Consider the following 20,749-nt stretch of genomic DNA (forward strand, 5'->3'; position numbering starts at 1 on the left):
TTACCATTTAACTCACGAGCACCTTTATATTCCGTGAGCCATTAGGCAAACAAGCGGCAAAAGCCGCTTGTTTAAAAGAACACTGATAATGCGCAAGGCACGTTGCTCGCGCATTACCCCTACTCTTCTGTCGTTGAGCCATCACCGTCTTGTGCGGTGTTATCTTGCTCTTGAACAGCAGTTTCTGCTTGTTCTGGCGCGTCATCAAGAATTATTGGGTTACCGTCCTCATCTAATTCTTGTAACTCGGCAACTTCTTCAATTCGCTGCAACCCAACAACGTGCTCGCCTTCAACTGTACGTATTAAGCGAACGCCTTGTGTGTTACGGCCTACTACCGACACTTCACCAACACGGGTTCGTACCAGTGTGCCTTGGTCACTAATAAGCATTATTTCGTTGCTTTCGTCAACCTGTACCGCCCCTACAACTTTCCCGTTGCGCTCAGATACCTTAATCGACACAACACCTTGCGTTGCGCGACTCTTCGCTGGGTAATCTTCTAACGGCGTACGTTTACCGAAACCATTTTCTGTCGCTGTCAGGATGGGTCCGTCGCCCTTAGGTACAATAAGTGAAACCACTTTTTGACCATCTTGTAGACGAATACCGCGAACACCTGTTGCAGTTCGTCCCATAGGACGAAGCGCTAGTAACTCTTCACCTGTTTCTGGATCGCGCTTGACTTCACCGGTTTCGCTATCGCGAAGCTTTTCGTTAAAGCGAACTACTTTACCCGCATCAGAGAACAGCATGATATCGTCATCACCATGAGTGATATCAACACCAATCAACTCGTCGCCGTCATTCAGATTTACTGCAATAATACCGCTTGAGCGAGGGCGAGAATATAAGCTTAGGTCAGTCTTTTTAACTGTACCGTTTGCCGTTGCCATCAATACAAACTTGCCTTCTTCAAATTCTTTAATTGGAAGAATGGCGGTAATTCGCTCGTTATCTTCTAAAGGAAGAATGTTTACAATTGGGCGTCCACGTGCGTTGCGGCTAGCAAACGGCAGTTGATAAACCTTCAGCCAATATAAGCGTCCCCGTGTAGAGAAGCACAAAATGTGATCGTGAGTGTTAGCCACTAACAATTTTTCGATGATGTCTTCATCTTTCATCTTAGTGGCAGACTTACCACGACCGCCTCGACGCTGTGCTTCGTAATCCGATAGCTTTTGATACTTCACATAACCTTCGCGAGAAAGAGTTACAACAACATCTTCCTGCTCAATTAAATCTTCAATATCAATATCGTGGCTTGCAGCGGTAATTTCTGTACGACGCTCGTCGCCAAACTCGTCACGTATTTTTTCAAGCTCTTCTTTAATTACTTCCATCAAACGCTCTGGGCTATTTAAAATGTGAAGTAATTCGGCAATAAGCTCTAGAAGCTGCTTGTATTCTTCTAGGATCTTCTCGTGCTCTAGACCTGTTAGCTTGTGTAGACGCAGGTCAAGGATCGCTTGAGCTTGCTGTTCAGTCAGATAGTATTTGCCATCACGGATACCGAATTCAGGCATTAGCCAATCTGGACGAGCAGCATCATCGCCAGCGCGTTCTAGCATTTGGGCTACGTCACCTAGGTCCCAACCTTGTGCAACAAGCGATTTCTTCGCATCTGCAGGGCTTTGCGACGCTTTGATCAACTCAATAATTGGGTCAATGTTAGCAAGAGCGATAGCTAAACCTTCAAGGATGTGAGCACGGTCACGGGCTTTGCGTAATTCAAAGACAGTACGGCGTGTCACCACTTCACGGCGGTGAAGGATGAAACACTCTAAGGTTTCTTTTAGGTTGAATACCTTAGGCTGACCATTGTCCAGCGCAACCATGTTGATACCAAAGACCGTTTGTAGCTGGGTATTGGCATATAAATGATTGAGCAGCACTTCTGCAGATTCGTTGCGTTTAACTTCAACAACAATACGCATACCGTCTTTATCAGACTCATCGCGCAGTGCTGAAACGCCTTCGATACGTTTTTCCTTTACAAGCTCGGCAATCTTTTCAATAAGACGTGCTTTGTTCACCTGATAAGGTATTTCGTTAACGATGATGGTTTCTTTGCCGTTAGCGTCAGTTTCAATGTCTGCTTTAGCACGAAGATATATTTTGCCACGACCGGTACGGTAGGCATCTTCTATACCCTTGCGACCACTGATCATCGCCGCCGTTGGGAAGTCAGGGCCCGGTATGTAAGTCATTAGGTCATCAATCGTAATTGATGGGTCTTGAATCAATGCAATACAGCCGTTAACAACTTCAGTAAGGTTATGCGGCGGAATATTCGTCGCCATACCTACCGCGATACCCGAAGAGCCGTTTATAAGCAGATTAGGTACTTTTGTAGGCAATACTTCAGGGATAAATTCTGTACCGTCATAGTTAGGTACGAAATCTACGGTTTCTTTATCCAAATCAGCAAGAAGTTCGTGGGCAATTTTTGCCATACGAACCTCGGTATAACGCATTGCAGCGGCTGAGTCGCCGTCAACCGAGCCAAAGTTACCCTGCCCGTCTACCAACATATAACGGAGAGAGAAAGGCTGCGCCATACGAACAATGGTATCGTAAACTGCGGAATCACCATGAGGGTGATATTTACCTATTACGTCACCTACCACACGGGCAGATTTTTTGTATGGCTTGTTAAAGTCATTTTTCAGTTCGTTCATTGCGAACAGCACGCGACGGTGCACTGGCTTCAAGCCATCTCTTACATCAGGCAAGGCTCGCCCGACAATAACGCTCATCGCGTAATCAAGGTATGAGTTCTTTAACTCTTCCTCAATATTAACGGGGAGGATTTCTTTAGCGTTATCAGACATAAACTGCTTAATCCCTTTATTTTGGTTTGTTCTGCGTTATCCAGCGCCTTGCATCACATCATTGTGGAAGCAAGACTGGGCGCGCACTCTTGTTATTATGTGGGTCATAATCGTTGTTTGAGTGTACCACTTGATGACAGATTTATGTAGCGGTTAATTACGCTTATTAAGCAACAAAAAGACAAGCGATTATTTTTCACTCACCCATTGATATAAAAACACTAAATCTATTTAAAAACAGTGAAACACGCGCCTGATTTGCGATATCTTAAAAAGAGATAGTTTAAGGATCGTTTTACTCATGACGAATGTAGATCAACAAGAAATCAATAAATTTTCTGAACTCGCCTCTCGATGGTGGGATCCTGAAGGTGAATTTAAACCTCTCCACTTGATTAACCCCCTGCGCTTAGATTTCATTAATCAGCACAGCGAAGGACTTTTTGACAAAAAAGTTATCGATATTGGCTGTGGAGGCGGTATTTTAGCCGAATCTATGGCGCGTGCTGGCGCAACGGTTACCGGTTTAGATATGGCAGAAGCGTCATTAGAAGTTGCTAAATTACATGGCTTGGAGTCTGGAGTAAAAGTAGACTACGTTTGTTCAACGGCTGAAGACTTTGCTCAAGATAATGCTGGTACGTTCGATGTCGTAACTTGTATGGAAATGCTAGAACACGTGCCTGACCCCGCATCTGTCGTTATGGCCTGCGCGAAGTTAGTCAAACCTGGTGGCCATGTTTTTTTCTCGACGTTAAACAGAAATATAAAATCCTACCTGATGGGTATCGTTGGCGCTGAGTATGTTCTTAAACTCGTTCCAAAAGGTACGCACGATCACAGTAAGTTTATAAAACCTTCAGAGCTCATGGCGATGACCGATCAAGCAGGTTTGCTCCCCCGTGACATGACAGGGCTTCACATGGACCCTATCTCTCAAGGTTTTTATCTTTCGTCTAATAATGTAGACGTAAACTACTTACTATATACAGTGGCGCAAAATTAAATTAACACTATATATTGGGTTGCGGCGATATTTTAAACACCATATATCGTGTTTTTATAAAAATTGAATCTTAAGAATAAATTAATTTTTACGTTAAAGAATCTAATTAAAATGCTTGCAATCCCGATATTTAATGCTTGTAGAACCCTAAAAAGTTAGTTGTTACTAACATAAATTCCATGCCAGTTTGAGTGCTTGAAATACCACCAGATATTGGGTTGCATTACGGTTAAAACCTCACTATCTTGTGTTTGATTCAGCAAGCGATCCCAGCCCATTTTTGGGATCGCCAGATCGCAGCTTTAAATATGCAGGTGAACGAACTCATCTGTCTGTTGCGACAACAAGCTCGCTGGAAAAAAGCAGTAAACGAATTTAACAAGCAGTCTTTACTTCAAACTTTAGAGGTTTTGGTCTAGGCCGCTTTTGTGTGGGCTGTTATTTGGCGTGAGTCAATGTAAATAGCAGTAATTCATACAATAATTAAAATTAAAATGGGCAACACATAGCCCCGCATCAAGCGCTAACAGAAAAACGGCCAGTAACATGAACAACAACTTATTTGTTACCAAACGCAACGGTGAAAAAGAAACCATCGACTTAGAGAAAATTCATAAAGTCGTTACTTGGGCAGCCAAAGGCCTCAATAACGTTTCAGTTTCACAAGTTGAAATAAAAGCACAGATCCAGTTTTACGACGGCATAAACACAAGTGAGATCCACGAAACCTTGATTAAATCAGCGGCGGACTTGATCTCAACTGACGCGCCGGATTATCAATACCTCGCTGCGCGCCTAGCCATTTTTCATCTACGCAAAAAGGCATATGGCCAGTTTGAACCACCTTCGCTGCTTACGCATGTAGGTAAAATGGTAGATATGGGCAAGTACGACAAGCACTTGCTTGAAGACTACACGGCTGAAGAATTTGCGGAAATGGATTCGTACATCGACCATTGGCGCGATATGAACTTTAGTTATGCGGCAGTAAAGCAGCTTGAAGGTAAGTACTTAGTACAAAACCGTGTTACTGGTGAAATTTACGAAAGCGCACAGTTTTTGTATATGTTAGTGGCGGCATGCCTTTTCGCAAATTATGACAAAACCACGCGTATGGATTATATCCGTCGTTTCTATGATGCTGCTTCAACGTTCAAACTGTCGCTACCTACCCCTATCATGGCCGGTGTGCGCACGCCAACTCGTCAGTTTAGTTCATGCGTACTCATCGAGACGGGCGATAGCCTAGACTCAATTAACGCAACGGCAAGCGCTATTGTTAAATACGTAAGTCAGCGTGCTGGTATCGGCGTAAATGCAGGTCGCATTCGTGCACTTGGTAGCCCTATCCGCGGTGGTGAAGCATTCCATACTGGCTGTATCCCGTTTTACAAATACTTCCAGACAGCCGTTAAAAGCTGTTCACAAGGCGGTGTTCGTGGTGGTGCAGCAACACTCTTCTACCCGATTTGGCATATGGAAGTCGAATCTTTATTGGTTCTTAAAAACAACCGTGGTGTAGAAGAAAACCGTGTACGTCACTTAGACTATGGCGTTCAGTTTAATAAACTGATGTACCAACGTATGATGAAAGACGGCTACATTTCATTGTTTAGCCCGTCTGATGTGCCTGGTCTTTATGATGCATTCTTTGCCGACCAAGAGAAGTTCGAAGAGCTTTACGTTAAATATGAAAACGACGACAGCATCCGCAAAAAGCAGATTAAAGCTATGGAACTGTTCAGCCTGTTCATGCAAGAGCGTGCAAGTACAGGTCGTATTTATCTTCAAAACGTTGATCACTGTAATACGCACAGCCCATTCAACCCAGAAGTGGCGCCAGTACGTCAAAGCAACCTTTGTCTTGAAATCGCGCTTCCTACTAAGCCGCTACAGCATGTTAATGACGAAAACGGTGAAATTGCATTGTGTACGCTTTCTGCATTCAATCTGGGCGCAATTAAGTCACTAGATGAGTTTGAAGAACTTGCCGATCTTGCTGTCCGTGCACTTGATAACCTTCTCGACTATCAGGACTACCCTGTCCCGGCGGCATATAGTGCTACTATGGGGCGTCGTACATTAGGCGTTGGTGTTATCAACTTTGCTTACTACCTTGCTAAAAACGGCGTTAAATATTCAGATCACAGTGCGAATGGTCTGGTTCACCGTACATTTGAAGCAATGCAGTACTACTTATTAAAAGCGTCGAACAATCTTGCGAAAGAAAAAGGTGCGTGTCCTAAGTTCAACGAAACCACCTATTCGCAAGGTATTTTGCCAATCGACAGCTACAAGAAAGATCTTGATAGTGTGTGTAATGAACCGCTTCATTACGACTGGGATGCGCTTCGTGAAGAAATTAACACTCACGGCTTGCGTAACTCTACGCTGTCAGCATTGATGCCATCAGAGACATCTTCACAGATTTCTAACGCGACGAACGGTATTGAGCCACCACGTGGATTCATCAGTATCAAGTCGAGTAAAGATGGTGTGCTTAAGCAAGTAGTACCCGAGTACGAAACTTTAAGAGACCAATATGAGCTACTTTGGGATATTCCTTCAAACGATGGTTACCTACAACTTGTTGGTATCATGCAGAAGTTTATCGACCAAACTATCTCAGCGAATACAAACTATGACCCAAGCCGTTATGAAGGTAACAAGGTGCCAATGAAGCTTCTGCTCAAAGACCTTCTTACCACTTACAAGCTTGGTGTTAAGACACTTTATTATCACAATACTCGCGATGGTGCATCAGACACCTCAGCGCTAGACGCAAAAGCAAGCGAGCCTATGCCACGCCAAGAAGAGGTGGTTGTAGAGGAAGATGATGATTGTGCAGGCGGCGCGTGTAAAATTTAATACGCGCTCACCTGTTTAAGTGGCAAGTGTATAAAAAGATATTACCGCACTTGCCCTTAACGTTTCGCAGCAAGAACACAAACAATAATACGCGTTAATCATTAAGTTTTTAGTTAGGCTATCATGAAATACACTACGTTTAATCAGCAAAGTACTAATCCATTGATCGAACCGATGTTTTTCGGCAACCCCGTAAACGTTGCACGTTACGATCAACAAAAACATGCCATTTTCGAAAAGCTTATTGAGAAACAAATTAGCTTTTTTTGGCGTCCTGAAGAAGTTGATGTTTCTCGTGACCGCGTTGATTTTCAGAAGTTAACCGATCCAGAAAAACATATCTTTATATCAAACCTTAAGTATCAGACTCTTCTGGATTCGGTACAAGGCCGCAGTCCAAACATTGCATTTTTGCCCATTATCTCGCTACCTGAGCTAGAAACCTGGGTTGAAACATGGTCTTTCTTTGAAACAATCCACTCTCGTTCATACACGCATATTCTTCGGAACTTGTTTTCAGACCCGAGTGAAATTTTTGAAGATATCGTAGTGAATGACGAGATTAAGCGCCGCGCTGCTGATATCTCTAAGTACTACGACGACCTCATTTTTGCCACTCAGCTATGGCAAACGCAGGGTGAAGGCATTCATACCGTTAACGGTACTGCCTACACGGTTAGCATGTACGAGCTCAAAAAGAAGCTGTTTCTATGCATGAACTCGGTAAACGCACTTGAAGCTATCCGTTTCTATGTGTCTTTTGCTTGTACCTTTGCATTTGCTGAACGTAAGTTGATGGAAGGTAATTCAAAGATCATTCGTTTGATAGCCCGTGATGAAAACCTTCATCTCTCATCAACACAGCATATTCTTAATCTTTGGGCTAAGAGTAAAGACGACCCAGAAATGGCACAAATTGCAGAAGAGTGTAAAGACGAAGCTCGTGCTATTTTCATGAATGCCGTTGAGCAAGAAAAGCAATGGGCAGATTACCTGTTTCAGAACGGTTCAATGATTGGACTTAACAAAGAGATCCTTTGCCAGTATGTTGAATACATTGCTAACCAGCGCATGTCTGCTATAGGCCTAGATGCGCCGTTTGATATCAGCAGTAATCCACTACCTTGGATGAATAACTACCTGAATTCAGACAACGTTCAAGTTGCTCCTCAAGAATCTGAAATTAGCTCTTACCTTGTTGGTCAGATTGACTCAGCGGTAAGCGAAGACGACTTTGCCGATTTTGAGCTGTAAAATTACAGCTTGATGAGTAGTAATGAAAAATCCGTCCGCATCGACGTGGTCGATGTGGGCGCGATTCATGCCCCTTCTGATAAAACCATTCTAAGCGCCCTTGAGGCAGCGGACGTTCATATTCACTACCACTGTCGTGAAGGGTTTTGTGGTGCGTGCCGAAGTAAGCTTATAGAAGGCGAAGTTGAGTATACTACCGACCCCCTTGCTTTCATTGACGACGACGAAATTCTTCCCTGCTGCTGCGTTGCCAAATGCCCTTTAACCATTAAAGTTCCTCTTTAGGTCTCTATTCTATAGGTCTCTAATATCTAGGCCCTAATTTCGTAAACAAAGCGCATCTCGCTTTTTGGCGTTCTCTAAAGCAGCTTTATTTACCGTTATCACATGTAAAGATTTTGGATTAACGATCCCAACTTTAAACGCCTCTTTTTACTGGTCCTCCTCCCTTTTAATTAAGCAGTAGCTCTCTCACTTTCCCGCTATCAATTTCTAATGAAAGTAATCCACTTCAACATCTGTACGTAGGAACTGTCACTAATCAAACGTAAGGAAAATGTTATGAGTGAAGTATCTGGAAAAGTTGTGATTATTACTGGCGCGAGCAGCGGGCTTGGAGAGGCCACTGCGAAAATGCTTGCAGGCAAAGGCGCCAAATTAGTGCTTGGTGCCCGTCGTGAGGAGCGTCTTAGGAAACTCGTTGACGATATTGAGTCATCTGGTGGCGTGGCAACTTACAAGACCGTAGATGTCACGAAAAAGGAAGAGGTACAAGCACTCGCAGATGCAGCAATTGAAGCTTACGGACGAATTGATGTCTTAGTGAATAACGCAGGTCTCATGCCTCTTGCACCACTGGATGAATTGAAAGTTGAAGAATGGGAGCAAATGATAGACGTAAACATCAAAGGCGTCATGTACGGCGTTGCTGCAGTGCTAAAACCAATGCGTGAACAAGAAAGTGGCCACATCATCAACCTATCATCGGTTGCGGGCCATGTGGTATTTCCCGGTGCTACTGTTTATTGCGCAACGAAGTTTGCAGTAAAAGCGATTAGTGAAGGTATTAGAAAAGAATCTAATGGCCAGATTCGCTCTACGAATATCTCGCCAGGTGCCGTCGCGACTGAACTGACTGACCATATCTCTCACAAAGATTCCAAGCAAATGGCGGACGATATGTATGACGATGCCATAGATGCAGATGCTATTGCCCGCGCGGTGACCTTTGCAATCGAACAACCTGGTGATGTTGATATAAACGAAATGATTATCAGGCCTACTAATCAGGAGCTATAGTGCTGCCTTTTGTTGACTAGCACTAGTCAATCATTGAATAGCAAGGTCTGCTCTATGCAGGCTTTGTTCTTCTTTACTACTGTACCTTTTCAATCGCATACAATTCTTCATCAATCATCTGTAGACGAGTAGCTACAACGGCTCTCGCATCAAATACCCCTTTGTTGTAAAACGATGCACCTATTTCTTTACCAATGAAATCAAGAAGAAACTCGCCATCAAACTGACCGAGATCCACCCCCAATTCATTATCAAAATATCGTTGCAACTTGGCGACTAATGCTTCTTTTTCCTCTCGTGTAAACTCAATATCACTCATAATCACTCCTCGACATTATTTCTAAACTTCACCGTCCTTTGCTATTACTCAAAGCTTCGCGTTCGGTAACCGTATGCGACCCAAGCAATGTCAACGTTAACATGACAATCATGATAACTTCAGATCTTTAAGCCAAAAATTTCGTTTTGGTACAGGTTTCGCATTACTTTTTCCACATCAGTATTTTTAATTTCATACATTAATTAAAAATTGTTTTAAATACCGGGCCTAAATGCGCTCGAACTGAAAGCGTCACTGCTCTAGATTCATGAGTAACATGATTGACTACGTTGAAGATGCAGGGCTTTTAAGTAACTTGAGAGGTGAACAATGAAAATTTTACCCATTCTAGGTATTGCAACCGCTATATCGTTAAATAGCTTACCCGCTACCGCCAATCCAACCAACCCGCATGAGGGTAAATCACTACCACCAGGTATAGAAAAAAAATATGAGCGGACAGGAGAACTACCGCCAGGTTGGGAAAAAAAGTTAGCCGTTGGCAAACGTCTAGACCGTGATATTTACGGCCATGCTCGCGTTGTTGTGCCATTAGATAACGACGGCTTAATTACCGTTCGTATTGAAAACAAAGTGGTAAGACTTATTCAAGCCACAAGAGAAATAGTTGAAATCTTAGATTAACATTGATGATTTTTTATCAAGGGCGCCGCATCGTGCGCCCGATAGTTCATTTTTACTTATTATTTACTATCAACATTAGAAAATTGACTTAGCCCTCCTCCCAAGTAGTATCGACTGCTATCAAAGCTCTTTTTAGTTTCTCGAATTGGCTTTAATACTTTTAGCACAACATGCGATAAAGCAATAAGTCTGCTACAAATAAAACGCTTTCCGCGTCGAATCAATGTTGTCAACGCTAAGACCTAAAAGCCCCTATGGGACTTTATAAAATCTTAAACACGAATTAATAATCAGGAATAGATAATGGCAGCAAACGCTCTGTTTAAACCTTATTCACAAGGTAATCTTTCACTAACTAATCGTATTGTAATGGCGCCGATGACGCGTCAATTTTCTCCCAACGGCATTCCAACGGCTGATGTTGCAGCGTACTACAAACGTCGGGCACAAGGTGGAACAGGCCTTATCATTACTGAAGGAACAACGGTTAACGATAAAGTCGCAACGATGGACAAAAACATCCCTCAATTTCATGGAGAAGAAGCGCTATTAGGTTGGAAACATGTCGTTGATGAAGTGCATAGCGCGGGTGGAAAAATAATGCCTCAATTGTGGCATGTTGGTATGGCTCGTGTTGCAGAAAAAGCGCCCTACCCTGAACTTCCAAGTGCAGGGCCTTCTGGTCTCTTCAAGCCAGGTAAGCAAGGCGCCGAGCCTATGACTGTTGAGCATATTGAATCTGTAATTGCAGCATTCGCTCAGGCTGCTTCTGACGCAAAAGCCATTGGCATGGACGGAATAGAAATACACGGCGCTCATGGTTATCTTGTTGACCAATTTTTCTGGGAAGGCACAAACCAACGTACTGACAGTTGGGGTGGCAGCATGGAAAACCGTGGCCGTTTTGCTGTTGAGATTATCAAAGCTATTCGAAGCGCAACTTCGCCCGACTTCCCAATCGTACTTCGTTATTCACAATGGAAACAACAAGACTACACCGCGCGTTTAGCACAATCACCGCAAGAACTAGAGAAATTTCTGACTCCATTGAATGAGGCTGGCGTCGATATATTCCATTGTTCTCAGCGACGCTATTGGGAAAATGAATTTGAAGGTAGCGAGTTAAATCTTGCGGGTTGGACGAAAAAGCTAACTGGAAAACCTACCATAACCGTTGGTTCGGTGGGACTGAATGATGATTTCTTCGGTGCCTTCAAAGGTCAAGGCTCAGATACTCGTTCCGTTGACGATCTGCTTGAACGTCTAAACGCTGAGGAGTTTGATTTAGTTGCTGTGGGTAGAGCGCTGCTTCAAGACCCTAATTGGGCGAATAAGATAAAAGAAAACCGAACCGAAGCGCTTGAAACATATTCGGGCAAATCGCTTGCAACGCTCTCTTAAACGCTTTGGCAAGTTTATGACTAGCGCAACGGCTGTTGCGCTAGTGTGCTATAAGAAAAGACTCGAAATCAGCCTCGGATAGTGGTCGAGCAATCAGATAACCTTGCGCGTAATCACACCCCATACGCTTTAAGATGTCATACTGCTCCTGCGTTTCCACACCTTCTGCCACCACGCTAATTCCAAGCTTTTTAGCTAGCACGATGATGGCCTCGCACAGTACTTTATCGTTGCTCACGTCCGTCATAGACTTTACAAAGCTTTTGTCTATTTTGATGTAATCGGTAGGGAATTTCTTAAGATAGGAAATAGACGAGAAGCCTGTACCAAAGTCATCAAGTGCGATATCGACACCAGCCTGCCTAAATTCAAACAGCTTTTTGGACACCATATCATTCGCTTCCATTAGCAAGTTTTCCGTAACCTCTAAAAGAATGGAGCGCGCTGATATGCCTCTATCCAACAGCAAATTCAGCCACTCAGTGATATTCGACTCGGCGTTAAAATATTGGCTCGGTGATGTATTAATACTTATTTGTAGTTCGCTACAAAAGCGCGACTTCCAATGCTTGATATTCCTGCACACTTCATCGAAAACCCAATTACTAATTTCAATAATAAGTCCCGACTCTTCGGCAAGTGGAATGAATTCGTCTGGCGGGATCCTACCTTTTTCTGGATGCTGCCATCTTAACAATGCCTCAGCTTTCACAACCTTTTTACTGTCAAAGTTACAGATAGGTTGATACTCAATAAACAACTCCTTGTTCTTTACGGCGTAACGCAGGTCATTGAGTAACGTGATCCTTTTAATGGCCGCCGTCTGCATTTCATGCGTGTAATACTGATAACTATTTTTTCCTTTACCCTTGGCGCCATACATTGCCTGATCAGCATTCTTCAATAGGTTCGTCACATCACGACCATCATCAGGGTAGATAGTAATTCCTAAACTTGCGCTAGAGTGAACTCTTTGAGGGTCTAACATATATGGTTTAGCAATAGCATCAAGTATCTTTTGAACGACAGCTTCGACGGAGCTCAATCCAGAAATACCGTTGAGTATAATAATGAACTCATCGCCACCTAGCCGAGATACAGTATCTTTTGCTCGCAGCGCTTTTTTAATACGTTCTGCGCACTCGACCAGTAATTTATCACCAAGATCGTGGCCAAGTGCGTCATTAATATCTTTAAAGTTGTCCAAATCTAGAAAAATTACTGCGACTTTCTCTCCATCACGGTCAGCCGAAACCATGGCAAGTTGCAGGTGATCTAGCATTAAATTACGATTAGGTAAGCCAGTTAACACATCGAAATTAGCCTGCTTCCAGATAAGCGCTTTAGCCAACTCTCTTTCCACAGCAATACTTGCGATATGTGCAAACTGCCCAATTAAAATGATCTCTTCGGACGACGGAACGGCTTTTTCTTTATGATAGATGGCGAACGTTCCGATAACTTGACCTTTAGAGTCTTGAATGGGTTGTGACCAACATGAGCCTACGCCAGCTTTCACCGCCAGGCCCTTCCATGAAGCCCAAAAGGGATGCGTGCTGATATCTTCTACAATTGTCAGCGTGTTGGTTGCTGCGGCATTTCCACAGGAACCAACTCCAACACCTATCTCAACGCCATTAATAGCTTCGTTATAAAAATCAGGCAGTGACGGCGCAGCCCCTTTTTTAAGCTTGCCATCCTCTAACAATAAAATGCTGCATATCTGTTCTGAAAATTCATTTTCAATGGCATACACAATGTCGTTGAGCACATCTTGCAAAGACACTGCATTAACTACTTTTTCGAGTATGGCACTTCTCACACGCGTTATTTTTTGCGTACGTGCAAGACGACGCTGATACTCTTCCAACTGATTAGACAATTCAGTAACCTGTTGCCGCTGAAGCTCTGATTCGACGAGTTTTCCTAAATTGCCCAATTGCTCAATGCTTGTTTCATCAAACTGTTTTGCTTCAGTATCAAAAACACACAATGCTCCAACGGGTTGGCCTTCTGCCATAAGTTGGACCCCAGCATAAAAACGAATATGTGGGCAGCCAGTTACGTAAGGGTGATTTCTAAAACGTTCGTCATTGCAGGTATCATGAACGACCAGTACTTCTTTTTGTGCGATAGTGTGAGCGCAAAATGAAAGTTCACGGGCGCTTTCACCCAAATCAAGATTAACTGAAGACTTAATCCACTGCCTTTCTGCGTCAATAAAGGTAATTGTCGCGAAGTGACATCCAAAGATACTTGACGCTAAACGGGTTAATCGATCAAAGCGTTCTTCCGGCAAGGTGTCGAGTAACCCCAGTCGTTCTACCGCTTTAACTCTTTCATCATCGTTTAAAATGGGTGGGGGTAATTGCAAAACCTACTCCTTCGCAAAGGGAACGCCCGCCGTCAATGTTTAGCGTTTATACCCATGGGTATTATCCTATGTTCATGTCGGAGAGTATTCTCTATTCAATGCTCTTAAACGCCAGCACAGAAAAGTACTCATATATCAAAAATTTGAACAATTAGATTTTTCACGTTTATTAAGAAAAATCCTATTCACTAGAGTATCACTCAAAAACGCTTCAAGTATTTGCCATTAGTATAATAGCTTTTTAATATACAGCCAGAAAAAGGAAAGTATAAACGCCTAACGATAGCGAGACGTTTTATCACTATTTTCTAATTACGAGAGAAATGCCGCCTAGCGTAATGATAGAAGCGATCACTATTTGCATGGTCAACGCCTCGCCTAAGACTATCCATCCCATAAGTGAAGCGAGTACGGGAACACTCAACTGCACCGTGGCCGCGGTTGTCGATTTAACGAGCGGCAAAGCGCTGTACCAAATTGCATAGCCGCACCCTGATGCAAAAATGCCCGAAGCGAGCGCATAATAAATTCCGGCTTTATCTTGCGTAAACTCACCAGAATTTAGGTACGAAGCAACCAGTATAGGAATACAAAATAAAGCAGCATAAATGAAGTTGCCCGACGTAGACATAAGCGCAGACGCACTTTTTTTACCTAACAGAGAATATACTCCCCACGCAACACCAGCGGTCGTCATTATAACACCTGACATTAATGATGGCGCTGAAGCGCCGGGAAGAAGTAGGATGATCAACCCCGCAAACGCTAACACAAAACCAAGCCATTGCAGTTTCTTAAATCGCTCTCCCTTGAACAGGCCCACTGATATCATTGTAAGTTGAACAGCACCGAACAGTAACAAGGCCCCAGTGCCGGTAGACATAGAAATATATGCGTATGAGAAACATATTGCATAAACAAACAAGGAGACACCACCAAGCACACTGGCATTGTTGTTTAGGTCATGCCAAAATTTTATTGGTGTCTCAACGTTGCTCTTTCGGCTTTGTGATATTAACGAGAGCACGACTAAAGCTATAGCACCGCTCATTAAACGCAATACAGTAAAGCTGGCAGGGTCTATCGACGTATTGGCAAGTGCCATTCGGCACAACAGTGAGTTGGCCGCAAAGGCAATCATAGCCACAGTCACTAACGATAAAGTCTTAAACACAGATTCATTCCTTAATACGCTCTCATTTTTCTTTATCCACAATAGCTTATTCAGATATAGCGATGGAAGCAGGTTGTTTAACGTCACATCCTGTGTGCCTTCAAATTACTAGGGAGATGCTAAATCGTTATGTCCGTGCTCTCTATTATACCACCTCGATATAAACCCACTGTACCTGCTTTAACACGCAGCGATTACGAACATTTTAACTCTCGCTGAGTTCGTAGGGATCTATGCGGACTGGTATAACTTATTCGTAAAACCGGAATAAAAAAGAGGACCTTTTGGTCCTCTTTTTGAAAATTAACTGAAGAAGTTGTTCCAGTTATAGCGATAAGCCTAAACGTTCTGCCACTTCTATATAGGTCTCTACGACAGAGCCTAAGCCTTGTCTGAATCTGTCTTTGTCCATCTTCTTACGGGTTTCTTTATCCCATAGTCGACAGCCATCTGGCGTGAATTCATCACCTAAAACAATATTGCCATCTTTATCAACGCCAAACTCTAGTTTGTAGTCTACAAGTAACATACCCGCTTCATCAAACAGCGCTTTCAGCACGCTGTTCACTTTGAACGTTAATGCTTTCATCTCAGCAATTTGAGACTCTGTGGCCCAGCCAAACGATAAAATATGGTAATCATTAACCATAGGGTCGTGCAGCGCATCGTTTTTAAGGAAAAACTCGAAAATAGGTGGATTCAGTTCTTTACCTTCCTCAACACCTAGTCGGCGAACCAATGAACCCGCAGACAAGTTTCTCACCACACACTCAACGGGGATCATGTCGAGCTTTTTAACTAAAGACTCAGTATCAGACACCAGTGCTTCAACTTGCGTTGCAATACCAGCCTCTTCAAGCTTCGTCATAATAAAGTGATTAAACTTATTATTCACTTCACCCTTGCGATCTAACTGCTCAATTTTTTCACCGTCAAACGCCGAAGTGTCGTTTCTAAAGTGAAGGATCAATTTATCGCTATCATCAGTGTAATAAACAGTTTTTGCTTTACCGCGGTAAAGCTCGTCGCGTTTTTCCATTCTCAGTCTCAGTTATATATCAAGATTATCTTCTGACATGACCTCAGCGAAAGCGCTGTAAAGGTCGGAAACCTGATTTGCTTCAAACGGCACGCTTTCATTATTCATGAAAGTCACTGATGTGCGATCTGCACCCGCTTTTGCAACTTTCAAGCGATAATCGCCCTTCTTAAGGAGTTGATCATCACCTGAGAATAAACCATCCCACCAGCTACCTTGATCTCCATTATAGGTGACAAAGAGCAAGCCGTTAGATTTATCTAAATCTTTTACATCAAAACCAAGTTTACGCAGCACAAGCAACATTCTAGGCCACGCTACGTCATATTGCGCCTCAACAATGTAAGCGGCGTCGCCGTCGTCATTGAAGCCCATCTCAGTTTGAATACCCTGACGTATACGCGCAATGCGTCGAGTTTCAGCCAATTGAATTTGGTACTCGTAATGACCAATCACTTGATTAAGCACCTCGACTTCTTCCCGACGTTCTTCCATAGAGGATACTTCGGCAATCACGTCGCCATTCAAGGTTTGCATGTAATCTTTAAGGTCTACCGTAAGCGCAGCACTTCGTCCGTGTGGTTTTACGTCTAGTTTAAACTCGAAACGCTCACCTATTTCACTTTCTTCATCAGTAAAACTGTACCAGGGACCATCGATTTCTTTTTTAATCACTATCCAGTCAGTAACCAGCACTTTTTCTTCAGGGCTGAATTTATCAACACCAATACCCTGCTCGTCCAAGAAGCTTAATAGTGAATTCCAAATAGCTTGGCTTAACGGCTGACTGTCATCGACTTGGTCAAACCAAATCGTGGCTGAACTTTTACCTTCTTCAACATGTGAGCCAGTCACAAGGGGCAAAACTAAGGCGGGCGAGCGTATCATCAGCGACTTGCCAACAAGATCAGCATCAGCATTCTCGCCTAATGCAGGTACTTCGAATTCCCGTGAGAATGTAGGCTTTTCTAGATCAGAAGGTACTTCTAACGATTTCTCTTCTTTCGTTTTTAAATATTCGTAGCTGCCCGACGCGGTCTTTCTATCTATTTGGCTTGAACAACCTGCAAGTGCAACCATCGCTACTGAACTTGCTATAGCCAGCGTTCTTTTCATCTGTGTTCCTTATTAACCAGAAATCAATGCGTATTTTTTTAGTAGTTCTTCGATACGTTTTTGGCTTGATAGTTCCGGTAAAACCATTGGTAAGCGCATAACAGCACTTTCCATCATGCCCATTTTATATAACGCCCACTTAGGCATTACTGGATTTGGCTCTATAAATAGTTCGCTGTGTAGCAACTTGATTGTTTCATCAATGTCGCGACACTTGTCAAAATCTTTAGCAAGCGCTGCTTCACACATTTGCGCAATGGCTTTAGGTACAATATTCGCCGTCACTGATATAACGCCGTGACCACCTTCACGCATAAATTCGCAGCTGGTGCCGTCGTCGCCGCTTAACAATACAAAATCATCCGGTACAAGAGGCTGCGTTGCTTTAAGACGTTCAATACTGCCAGTTGCGTCTTTCAAACCAACAATATTCGAATGCGCAGATAATGTGGCAACGGTTTCAGGCAACATATCAGCTACTGTGCGGCCGGGTACATTGTACAAAATAACGGGTAAATCACTGGCGTCTGCAATCGCATTGAAGTGAGCAACCATACCGGCTTGCTGAGGCTTGTTGTAATAAGGTACCACGCTTAAAAAGCCGTCAATACCTGTTGAACCTAGCTGTTCCGTGAGGAATATTGCTTCTGCAGTAGAGTTTGCACCGCTACCAGCGATAACAGGTATTGCACCTGACGCCATAGCAACAGTCTCTTTGACTACATTTATATGCTCATCAAAAGGTAACGTTGCCGACTCACCAGTAGTACCAACTGACACTATACCGTGAGTGCCCTGCTCTACATGAAACTTCACAAGTTTCTCTAAAGACTTGTAATCAATATCGCCGTTTTCGAGCATCGGCGTGACGAGTGCTACGTAACTACCAGTAAACATAATCTCTCCGCAAAATGTGAGCGCACATGGTAAATATGTCAGTGCTTAAACACAAGTAATAGCGCATGTAAAATGACAAGAATTTGACAATATCTTATTCAAAGGCAACAAAAATGCACTGACTTCTAAAAAAACTCTGTGCTAACATCCCGTCATTGTTACCATTGAAGTGAAGTAGATGTCGAAACACCAACTTATCGTCACCATTCTAGGTACAGACAATACAGGCATATTAAGTGAAATTGCTACAACAGTATCAGAAGCGCAGTGCAATATTCTTGATAGTCGACAAGCCATCTATGGCAAAGAATTCTCTTTGACCATGATTATTGAAGGGACACAAAGCGCAATTACCAAGGCGGAGTGTTTTCTACCAGCTCTGTTCCAGCGACTTAATTTGCTATCGATGATGAAGCGAACAAGTCACCATGAAAAACAGAACTTAGCCCATCTTTTTAACGTTGAATTTAGTGGTGAAGATGCTGCGGGTCTTATTAAGTCTGTAACAGGCTTTTTTGCAGAACGACACGCCATGATAAGCGCATTTCGGCAGCGCACTTTTAAGGATAAAGTAACCGGTAAGGACAATATGCGATGTAAATTCGTGGTCTCTCTTCCTTCCGATGAAAACGTGGACAGTTTAGAAACTGATCTAATGGCCCTGTTTGCTTCGTTAAACGTGACGGGCAAAGTAGTAGACAAACAGAAAAAGGATCCCAATGAAAACGTTACAAGCTGGTGATAATGCGCCGCAATTCTCATTGCAGAACCAAGATGATCAAACCGTTTCCCTTAGCGATTTCAAGGGCAAAAAAGTATTAGTGTATTTTTACCCTAAAGCCATGACGCCAGGATGCACTGTTCAGGCACAGGGTTTACGAGATGTAAACCAAGAACTCCAAGATAAAAATGTGGTTGTTCTTGGGATTAGTCCTGATGCGGTTAAACGTCTTCCAAAGTTTATCGAGAAAGAAAACCTGAACTTTACGCTGCTTTCTGACGAAGATCACGCCGTTGCAGACGCGTTTGGCGTATGGGGCCCTAAAAAATTCATGGGCAAAGAATATGATGGCATTCACCGTCTAACATTCTTGATTGATGAAAATGGCGTTGTGGAACACGTATTTAATAAATTTAAAACAAAAGACCACCACACCGTGGTTTTAGATTACTTAAATAGCTAAGACCACTTGGCAAGATATTCAAAAAAGCCTCGGGCGTTTAAAACGCCCGAGGCTTTTTTATTTGTCATCACATTGCCATCATCACCACAATCTTCATGGCACTTGAAGCAACTGTGACAACGTTATTCAGCATGTTCGGGTATGACAACTGGATTACTCGACCAAGCCGTTATCACGGCCTTAACCAGCGTGGCCAATGGAATAGCGAAAAACACGCCCCAAAAACCCCACAAACCACCGAACACTAATACCGCAACAATAATATAAAGGGGATGCAAACTTACAGCTTCAGAGAAAAGCAGCGGCACTAATAGGTTGCCGTCTAATGCCTGAATAATGCCGTAGGCTATCATTAAATACCAAAACTCTGGGGATATTCCCCATTGAAACATCGCTACCACCGCCACGGGAATGGTTACCACAGCCGCGCCGATGTAGGGAATAAGTACAGAAAAGCCAACCAACACGCCAAGTAGTATTGCATAGCGCAAATCCATCAACACAAACGTGACGCAACTTACTGCACCGACAATAATGATCTCAATGACTTTACCGCGAATATAGTTAGCAATTTGCGCGTTCATCTCGTGACCAACCTGGGTGATTAGCCGGCGCTCTTTTGGTAGCAAACGAGATATGCTCTCTAAGAAGAAAAGCTTATCTTTCAACATGAAAAATACCATTAAAGGCACGAGTATCATGTATACAAGCAGCGCAGCAAAGTTGGCAATGTTACTAAACGATGCGGAAATAAGGGTTTCGCCCACTTCAACAAGCTTTTCGTTAAGCCCTTCCATCATTTGATGTATTTGATATACCTGCACATAGTCAGGATATTTTTCAGGTAGCGTTAATATCCACTCTTGGGCCTTTTGCCAAATAAGCGGGGTCTCTTGGATAAGATTAACGCTTTGTTTTGATATGATGGGCACTAAACCGATAAGCGTAAAAATAGTGATGGTAATAAAACCTAACATCACGATCCCGCAAGCAACGGTTCTTCCTACGCCAATATTTACCAGTCTGCAAACCGGCCAGTCTAGTAAATAGGCAATCACTGCCGCTACCAGCACCGGCATGATTAATCCACCCCATAACAGCAAGACGGCCGTAGTTAAGAGAATAAGAATTAGCAGCATCGCTGCATCAGGATCGGAAAATTTGCGTCGGTACCAACGACCAAAAACGCTAATCATATAAACGCCCAGAAATTACTAAGAATAGGACACGCATCATAGTTGATAGCACTAGCAGTTAGCAATAAGGAGAACTTAAGAATCTTTGAAAATCAAACTGGTATGATGATTTTATCGTATGTATTGTTGGGTACTCAGCTGTT

Annotated in this window: 17 protein-coding genes; 9 read left to right on the plus strand and 8 right to left on the minus strand. The window is 43.1% G+C overall.

From position 1 onward, the window contains the following. Window positions 1-119 precede the first annotated feature (119 nt). The gene (gyrA, locus tag C6Y39_RS11665; RefSeq protein WP_105931392.1) at window positions 120-2,834 is read right to left on the minus strand and encodes a DNA topoisomerase (ATP-hydrolyzing) subunit A; all 2,715 of its coding nucleotides are present in this window, start codon (window positions 2,832-2,834) and stop codon (window positions 120-122) included. Between the two features lie 301 nt (window positions 2,835-3,135). On the opposite strand from gyrA, the gene ubiG reads away from it, so the two are divergent. The 5 genes from ubiG to C6Y39_RS11690 all read left to right on the plus strand — a co-directional run bounded on the left by ubiG (window position 3,136) and on the right by C6Y39_RS11690 (window position 9,261). After that, window positions 3,136-3,840: a bifunctional 2-polyprenyl-6-hydroxyphenol methylase/3-demethylubiquinol 3-O-methyltransferase UbiG gene (gene ubiG, locus C6Y39_RS11670; protein ID WP_105931393.1), complete on the plus strand. Its 705-nt coding sequence runs from the start codon at window positions 3,136-3,138 to the stop codon at window positions 3,838-3,840. Window positions 3,841-4,386: 546 nt separating this feature from the next. Beyond that, window positions 4,387-6,708, plus strand: a complete 2,322-nt coding sequence (gene nrdA, locus C6Y39_RS11675; protein WP_105931394.1) for a class 1a ribonucleoside-diphosphate reductase subunit alpha — start codon at window positions 4,387-4,389, stop codon at window positions 6,706-6,708. Between the two features lie 123 nt (window positions 6,709-6,831). Continuing rightward, window positions 6,832-7,962 carry a class Ia ribonucleoside-diphosphate reductase subunit beta gene (gene nrdB / locus C6Y39_RS11680; protein WP_105931395.1) on the plus strand — a complete coding sequence of 377 codons (1,131 nt, stop codon included), beginning with the start codon at window positions 6,832-6,834 and terminating at the stop codon, window positions 7,960-7,962. A 12-nt stretch (window positions 7,963-7,974) separates the two neighbouring features. Beyond that, window positions 7,975-8,247, plus strand: a complete 273-nt coding sequence (yfaE, locus tag C6Y39_RS11685) for a class I ribonucleotide reductase maintenance protein YfaE (protein ID WP_105931396.1) — start codon at window positions 7,975-7,977, stop codon at window positions 8,245-8,247. 276 nt (window positions 8,248-8,523) lie between these two features. Further along, window positions 8,524-9,261, plus strand: a complete 738-nt coding sequence (locus tag C6Y39_RS11690) for an SDR family oxidoreductase (protein WP_105931397.1) — start codon at window positions 8,524-8,526, stop codon at window positions 9,259-9,261. A gap of 76 nt (window positions 9,262-9,337) precedes the next feature. Here C6Y39_RS11690 and C6Y39_RS11695 read toward each other — a convergent pair whose 3' ends face one another. Next, entirely contained in the window at window positions 9,338-9,580 is a 243-nt protein-coding gene (locus C6Y39_RS11695) for a DUF2164 domain-containing protein (protein ID WP_105931398.1), read from the minus strand. A gap of 330 nt (window positions 9,581-9,910) precedes the next feature. Here C6Y39_RS11695 and C6Y39_RS11700 point away from each other — a divergent pair, with 330 nt between their 5' ends. Beyond that, entirely contained in the window at window positions 9,911-10,225 is a 315-nt protein-coding gene (locus C6Y39_RS11700) for a hypothetical protein (protein WP_105931399.1), read from the plus strand. A 303-nt stretch (window positions 10,226-10,528) separates the two neighbouring features. Beyond that, entirely contained in the window at window positions 10,529-11,626 is a 1,098-nt protein-coding gene (locus tag C6Y39_RS11705; protein WP_105931400.1) for an NADH:flavin oxidoreductase, read from the plus strand. A 40-nt stretch (window positions 11,627-11,666) separates the two neighbouring features. Here C6Y39_RS11705 and C6Y39_RS11710 read toward each other — a convergent pair whose 3' ends face one another. The 5 genes from C6Y39_RS11710 to dapA all read right to left on the minus strand — a co-directional run bounded on the left by C6Y39_RS11710 (window position 11,667) and on the right by dapA (window position 18,226). Beyond that, window positions 11,667-14,000: a bifunctional diguanylate cyclase/phosphodiesterase gene (locus tag C6Y39_RS11710; protein WP_105931401.1), complete on the minus strand. Its 2,334-nt coding sequence runs from the start codon at window positions 13,998-14,000 to the stop codon at window positions 11,667-11,669. Window positions 14,001-14,301: 301 nt separating this feature from the next. Then, complete coding sequence (locus C6Y39_RS11715) at window positions 14,302-15,174, minus strand: DMT family transporter (RefSeq protein WP_105931402.1); 873 nt, start codon at window positions 15,172-15,174, stop codon at window positions 14,302-14,304. A 325-nt stretch (window positions 15,175-15,499) separates the two neighbouring features. Beyond that, a complete protein-coding gene (gene purC, locus C6Y39_RS11720) occupies window positions 15,500-16,213 on the minus strand; it encodes a phosphoribosylaminoimidazolesuccinocarboxamide synthase (RefSeq protein WP_105931403.1) in 714 nt (237 codons plus the stop codon). A gap of 12 nt (window positions 16,214-16,225) precedes the next feature. Further along, window positions 16,226-17,329, minus strand: a complete 1,104-nt coding sequence (gene bamC, locus C6Y39_RS11725) for an outer membrane protein assembly factor BamC (protein WP_105931404.1) — start codon at window positions 17,327-17,329, stop codon at window positions 16,226-16,228. A gap of 12 nt (window positions 17,330-17,341) precedes the next feature. Next, window positions 17,342-18,226, minus strand: coding sequence for a 4-hydroxy-tetrahydrodipicolinate synthase (gene dapA, locus C6Y39_RS11730; protein ID WP_105931405.1), 885 nt, complete (start codon window positions 18,224-18,226; stop codon window positions 17,342-17,344). 178 nt (window positions 18,227-18,404) lie between these two features. Between dapA and C6Y39_RS11735 the strand changes: the two genes are divergently transcribed. Next, window positions 18,405-18,968, plus strand: coding sequence for a glycine cleavage system transcriptional repressor (locus C6Y39_RS11735; protein WP_105931406.1), 564 nt, complete (start codon window positions 18,405-18,407; stop codon window positions 18,966-18,968). Beyond that, the gene (gene bcp, locus C6Y39_RS11740; protein WP_105931407.1) at window positions 18,946-19,410 is read left to right on the plus strand and encodes a thioredoxin-dependent thiol peroxidase; all 465 of its coding nucleotides are present in this window, start codon (window positions 18,946-18,948) and stop codon (window positions 19,408-19,410) included. Before C6Y39_RS11735 ends, bcp begins: the two co-directional genes overlap by 23 nt. Window positions 19,411-19,532: 122 nt before the next feature. Here bcp and C6Y39_RS11745 read toward each other — a convergent pair whose 3' ends face one another. Continuing rightward, a complete protein-coding gene (locus C6Y39_RS11745; protein WP_105931408.1) occupies window positions 19,533-20,606 on the minus strand; it encodes an AI-2E family transporter in 1,074 nt (357 codons plus the stop codon). Window positions 20,607-20,749 lie beyond the last annotated feature (143 nt).

Source organism: Alteromonas gracilis (genome assembly GCF_002993325.1).
GTDB classification, from domain to species: domain Bacteria; phylum Pseudomonadota; class Gammaproteobacteria; order Enterobacterales; family Alteromonadaceae; genus Alteromonas; species Alteromonas gracilis.

Coding starts and splice junctions, on each gene's coding strand:
- C6Y39_RS11690 (WP_105931397.1), top strand. CDS start 8,524: ATGAGTGAAGTATCTGGAAAAGTTGTGATTATTACTGGCGCGAGCAGC.
- C6Y39_RS11695 (WP_105931398.1), bottom strand. CDS start 9,580: ATGAGTGATATTGAGTTTACACGAGAGGAAAAAGAAGCATTAGTCGCC.
- yfaE (WP_105931396.1), top strand. CDS start 7,975: ATGAGTAGTAATGAAAAATCCGTCCGCATCGACGTGGTCGATGTGGGC.
- purC (WP_105931403.1), bottom strand. CDS start 16,213: ATGGAAAAACGCGACGAGCTTTACCGCGGTAAAGCAAAAACTGTTTAT.
- bamC (WP_105931404.1), bottom strand. CDS start 17,329: ATGAAAAGAACGCTGGCTATAGCAAGTTCAGTAGCGATGGTTGCACTT.
- C6Y39_RS11700 (WP_105931399.1), top strand. CDS start 9,911: ATGAAAATTTTACCCATTCTAGGTATTGCAACCGCTATATCGTTAAAT.
- C6Y39_RS11745 (WP_105931408.1), bottom strand. CDS start 20,606: ATGATTAGCGTTTTTGGTCGTTGGTACCGACGCAAATTTTCCGATCCT.
- bcp (WP_105931407.1), top strand. CDS start 18,946: ATGAAAACGTTACAAGCTGGTGATAATGCGCCGCAATTCTCATTGCAG.
- nrdB (WP_105931395.1), top strand. CDS start 6,832: ATGAAATACACTACGTTTAATCAGCAAAGTACTAATCCATTGATCGAA.
- dapA (WP_105931405.1), bottom strand. CDS start 18,226: ATGTTTACTGGTAGTTACGTAGCACTCGTCACGCCGATGCTCGAAAAC.
- C6Y39_RS11705 (WP_105931400.1), top strand. CDS start 10,529: ATGGCAGCAAACGCTCTGTTTAAACCTTATTCACAAGGTAATCTTTCA.
- C6Y39_RS11735 (WP_105931406.1), top strand. CDS start 18,405: ATGTCGAAACACCAACTTATCGTCACCATTCTAGGTACAGACAATACA.
- nrdA (WP_105931394.1), top strand. CDS start 4,387: ATGAACAACAACTTATTTGTTACCAAACGCAACGGTGAAAAAGAAACC.
- gyrA (WP_105931392.1), bottom strand. CDS start 2,834: ATGTCTGATAACGCTAAAGAAATCCTCCCCGTTAATATTGAGGAAGAG.
- ubiG (WP_105931393.1), top strand. CDS start 3,136: ATGACGAATGTAGATCAACAAGAAATCAATAAATTTTCTGAACTCGCC.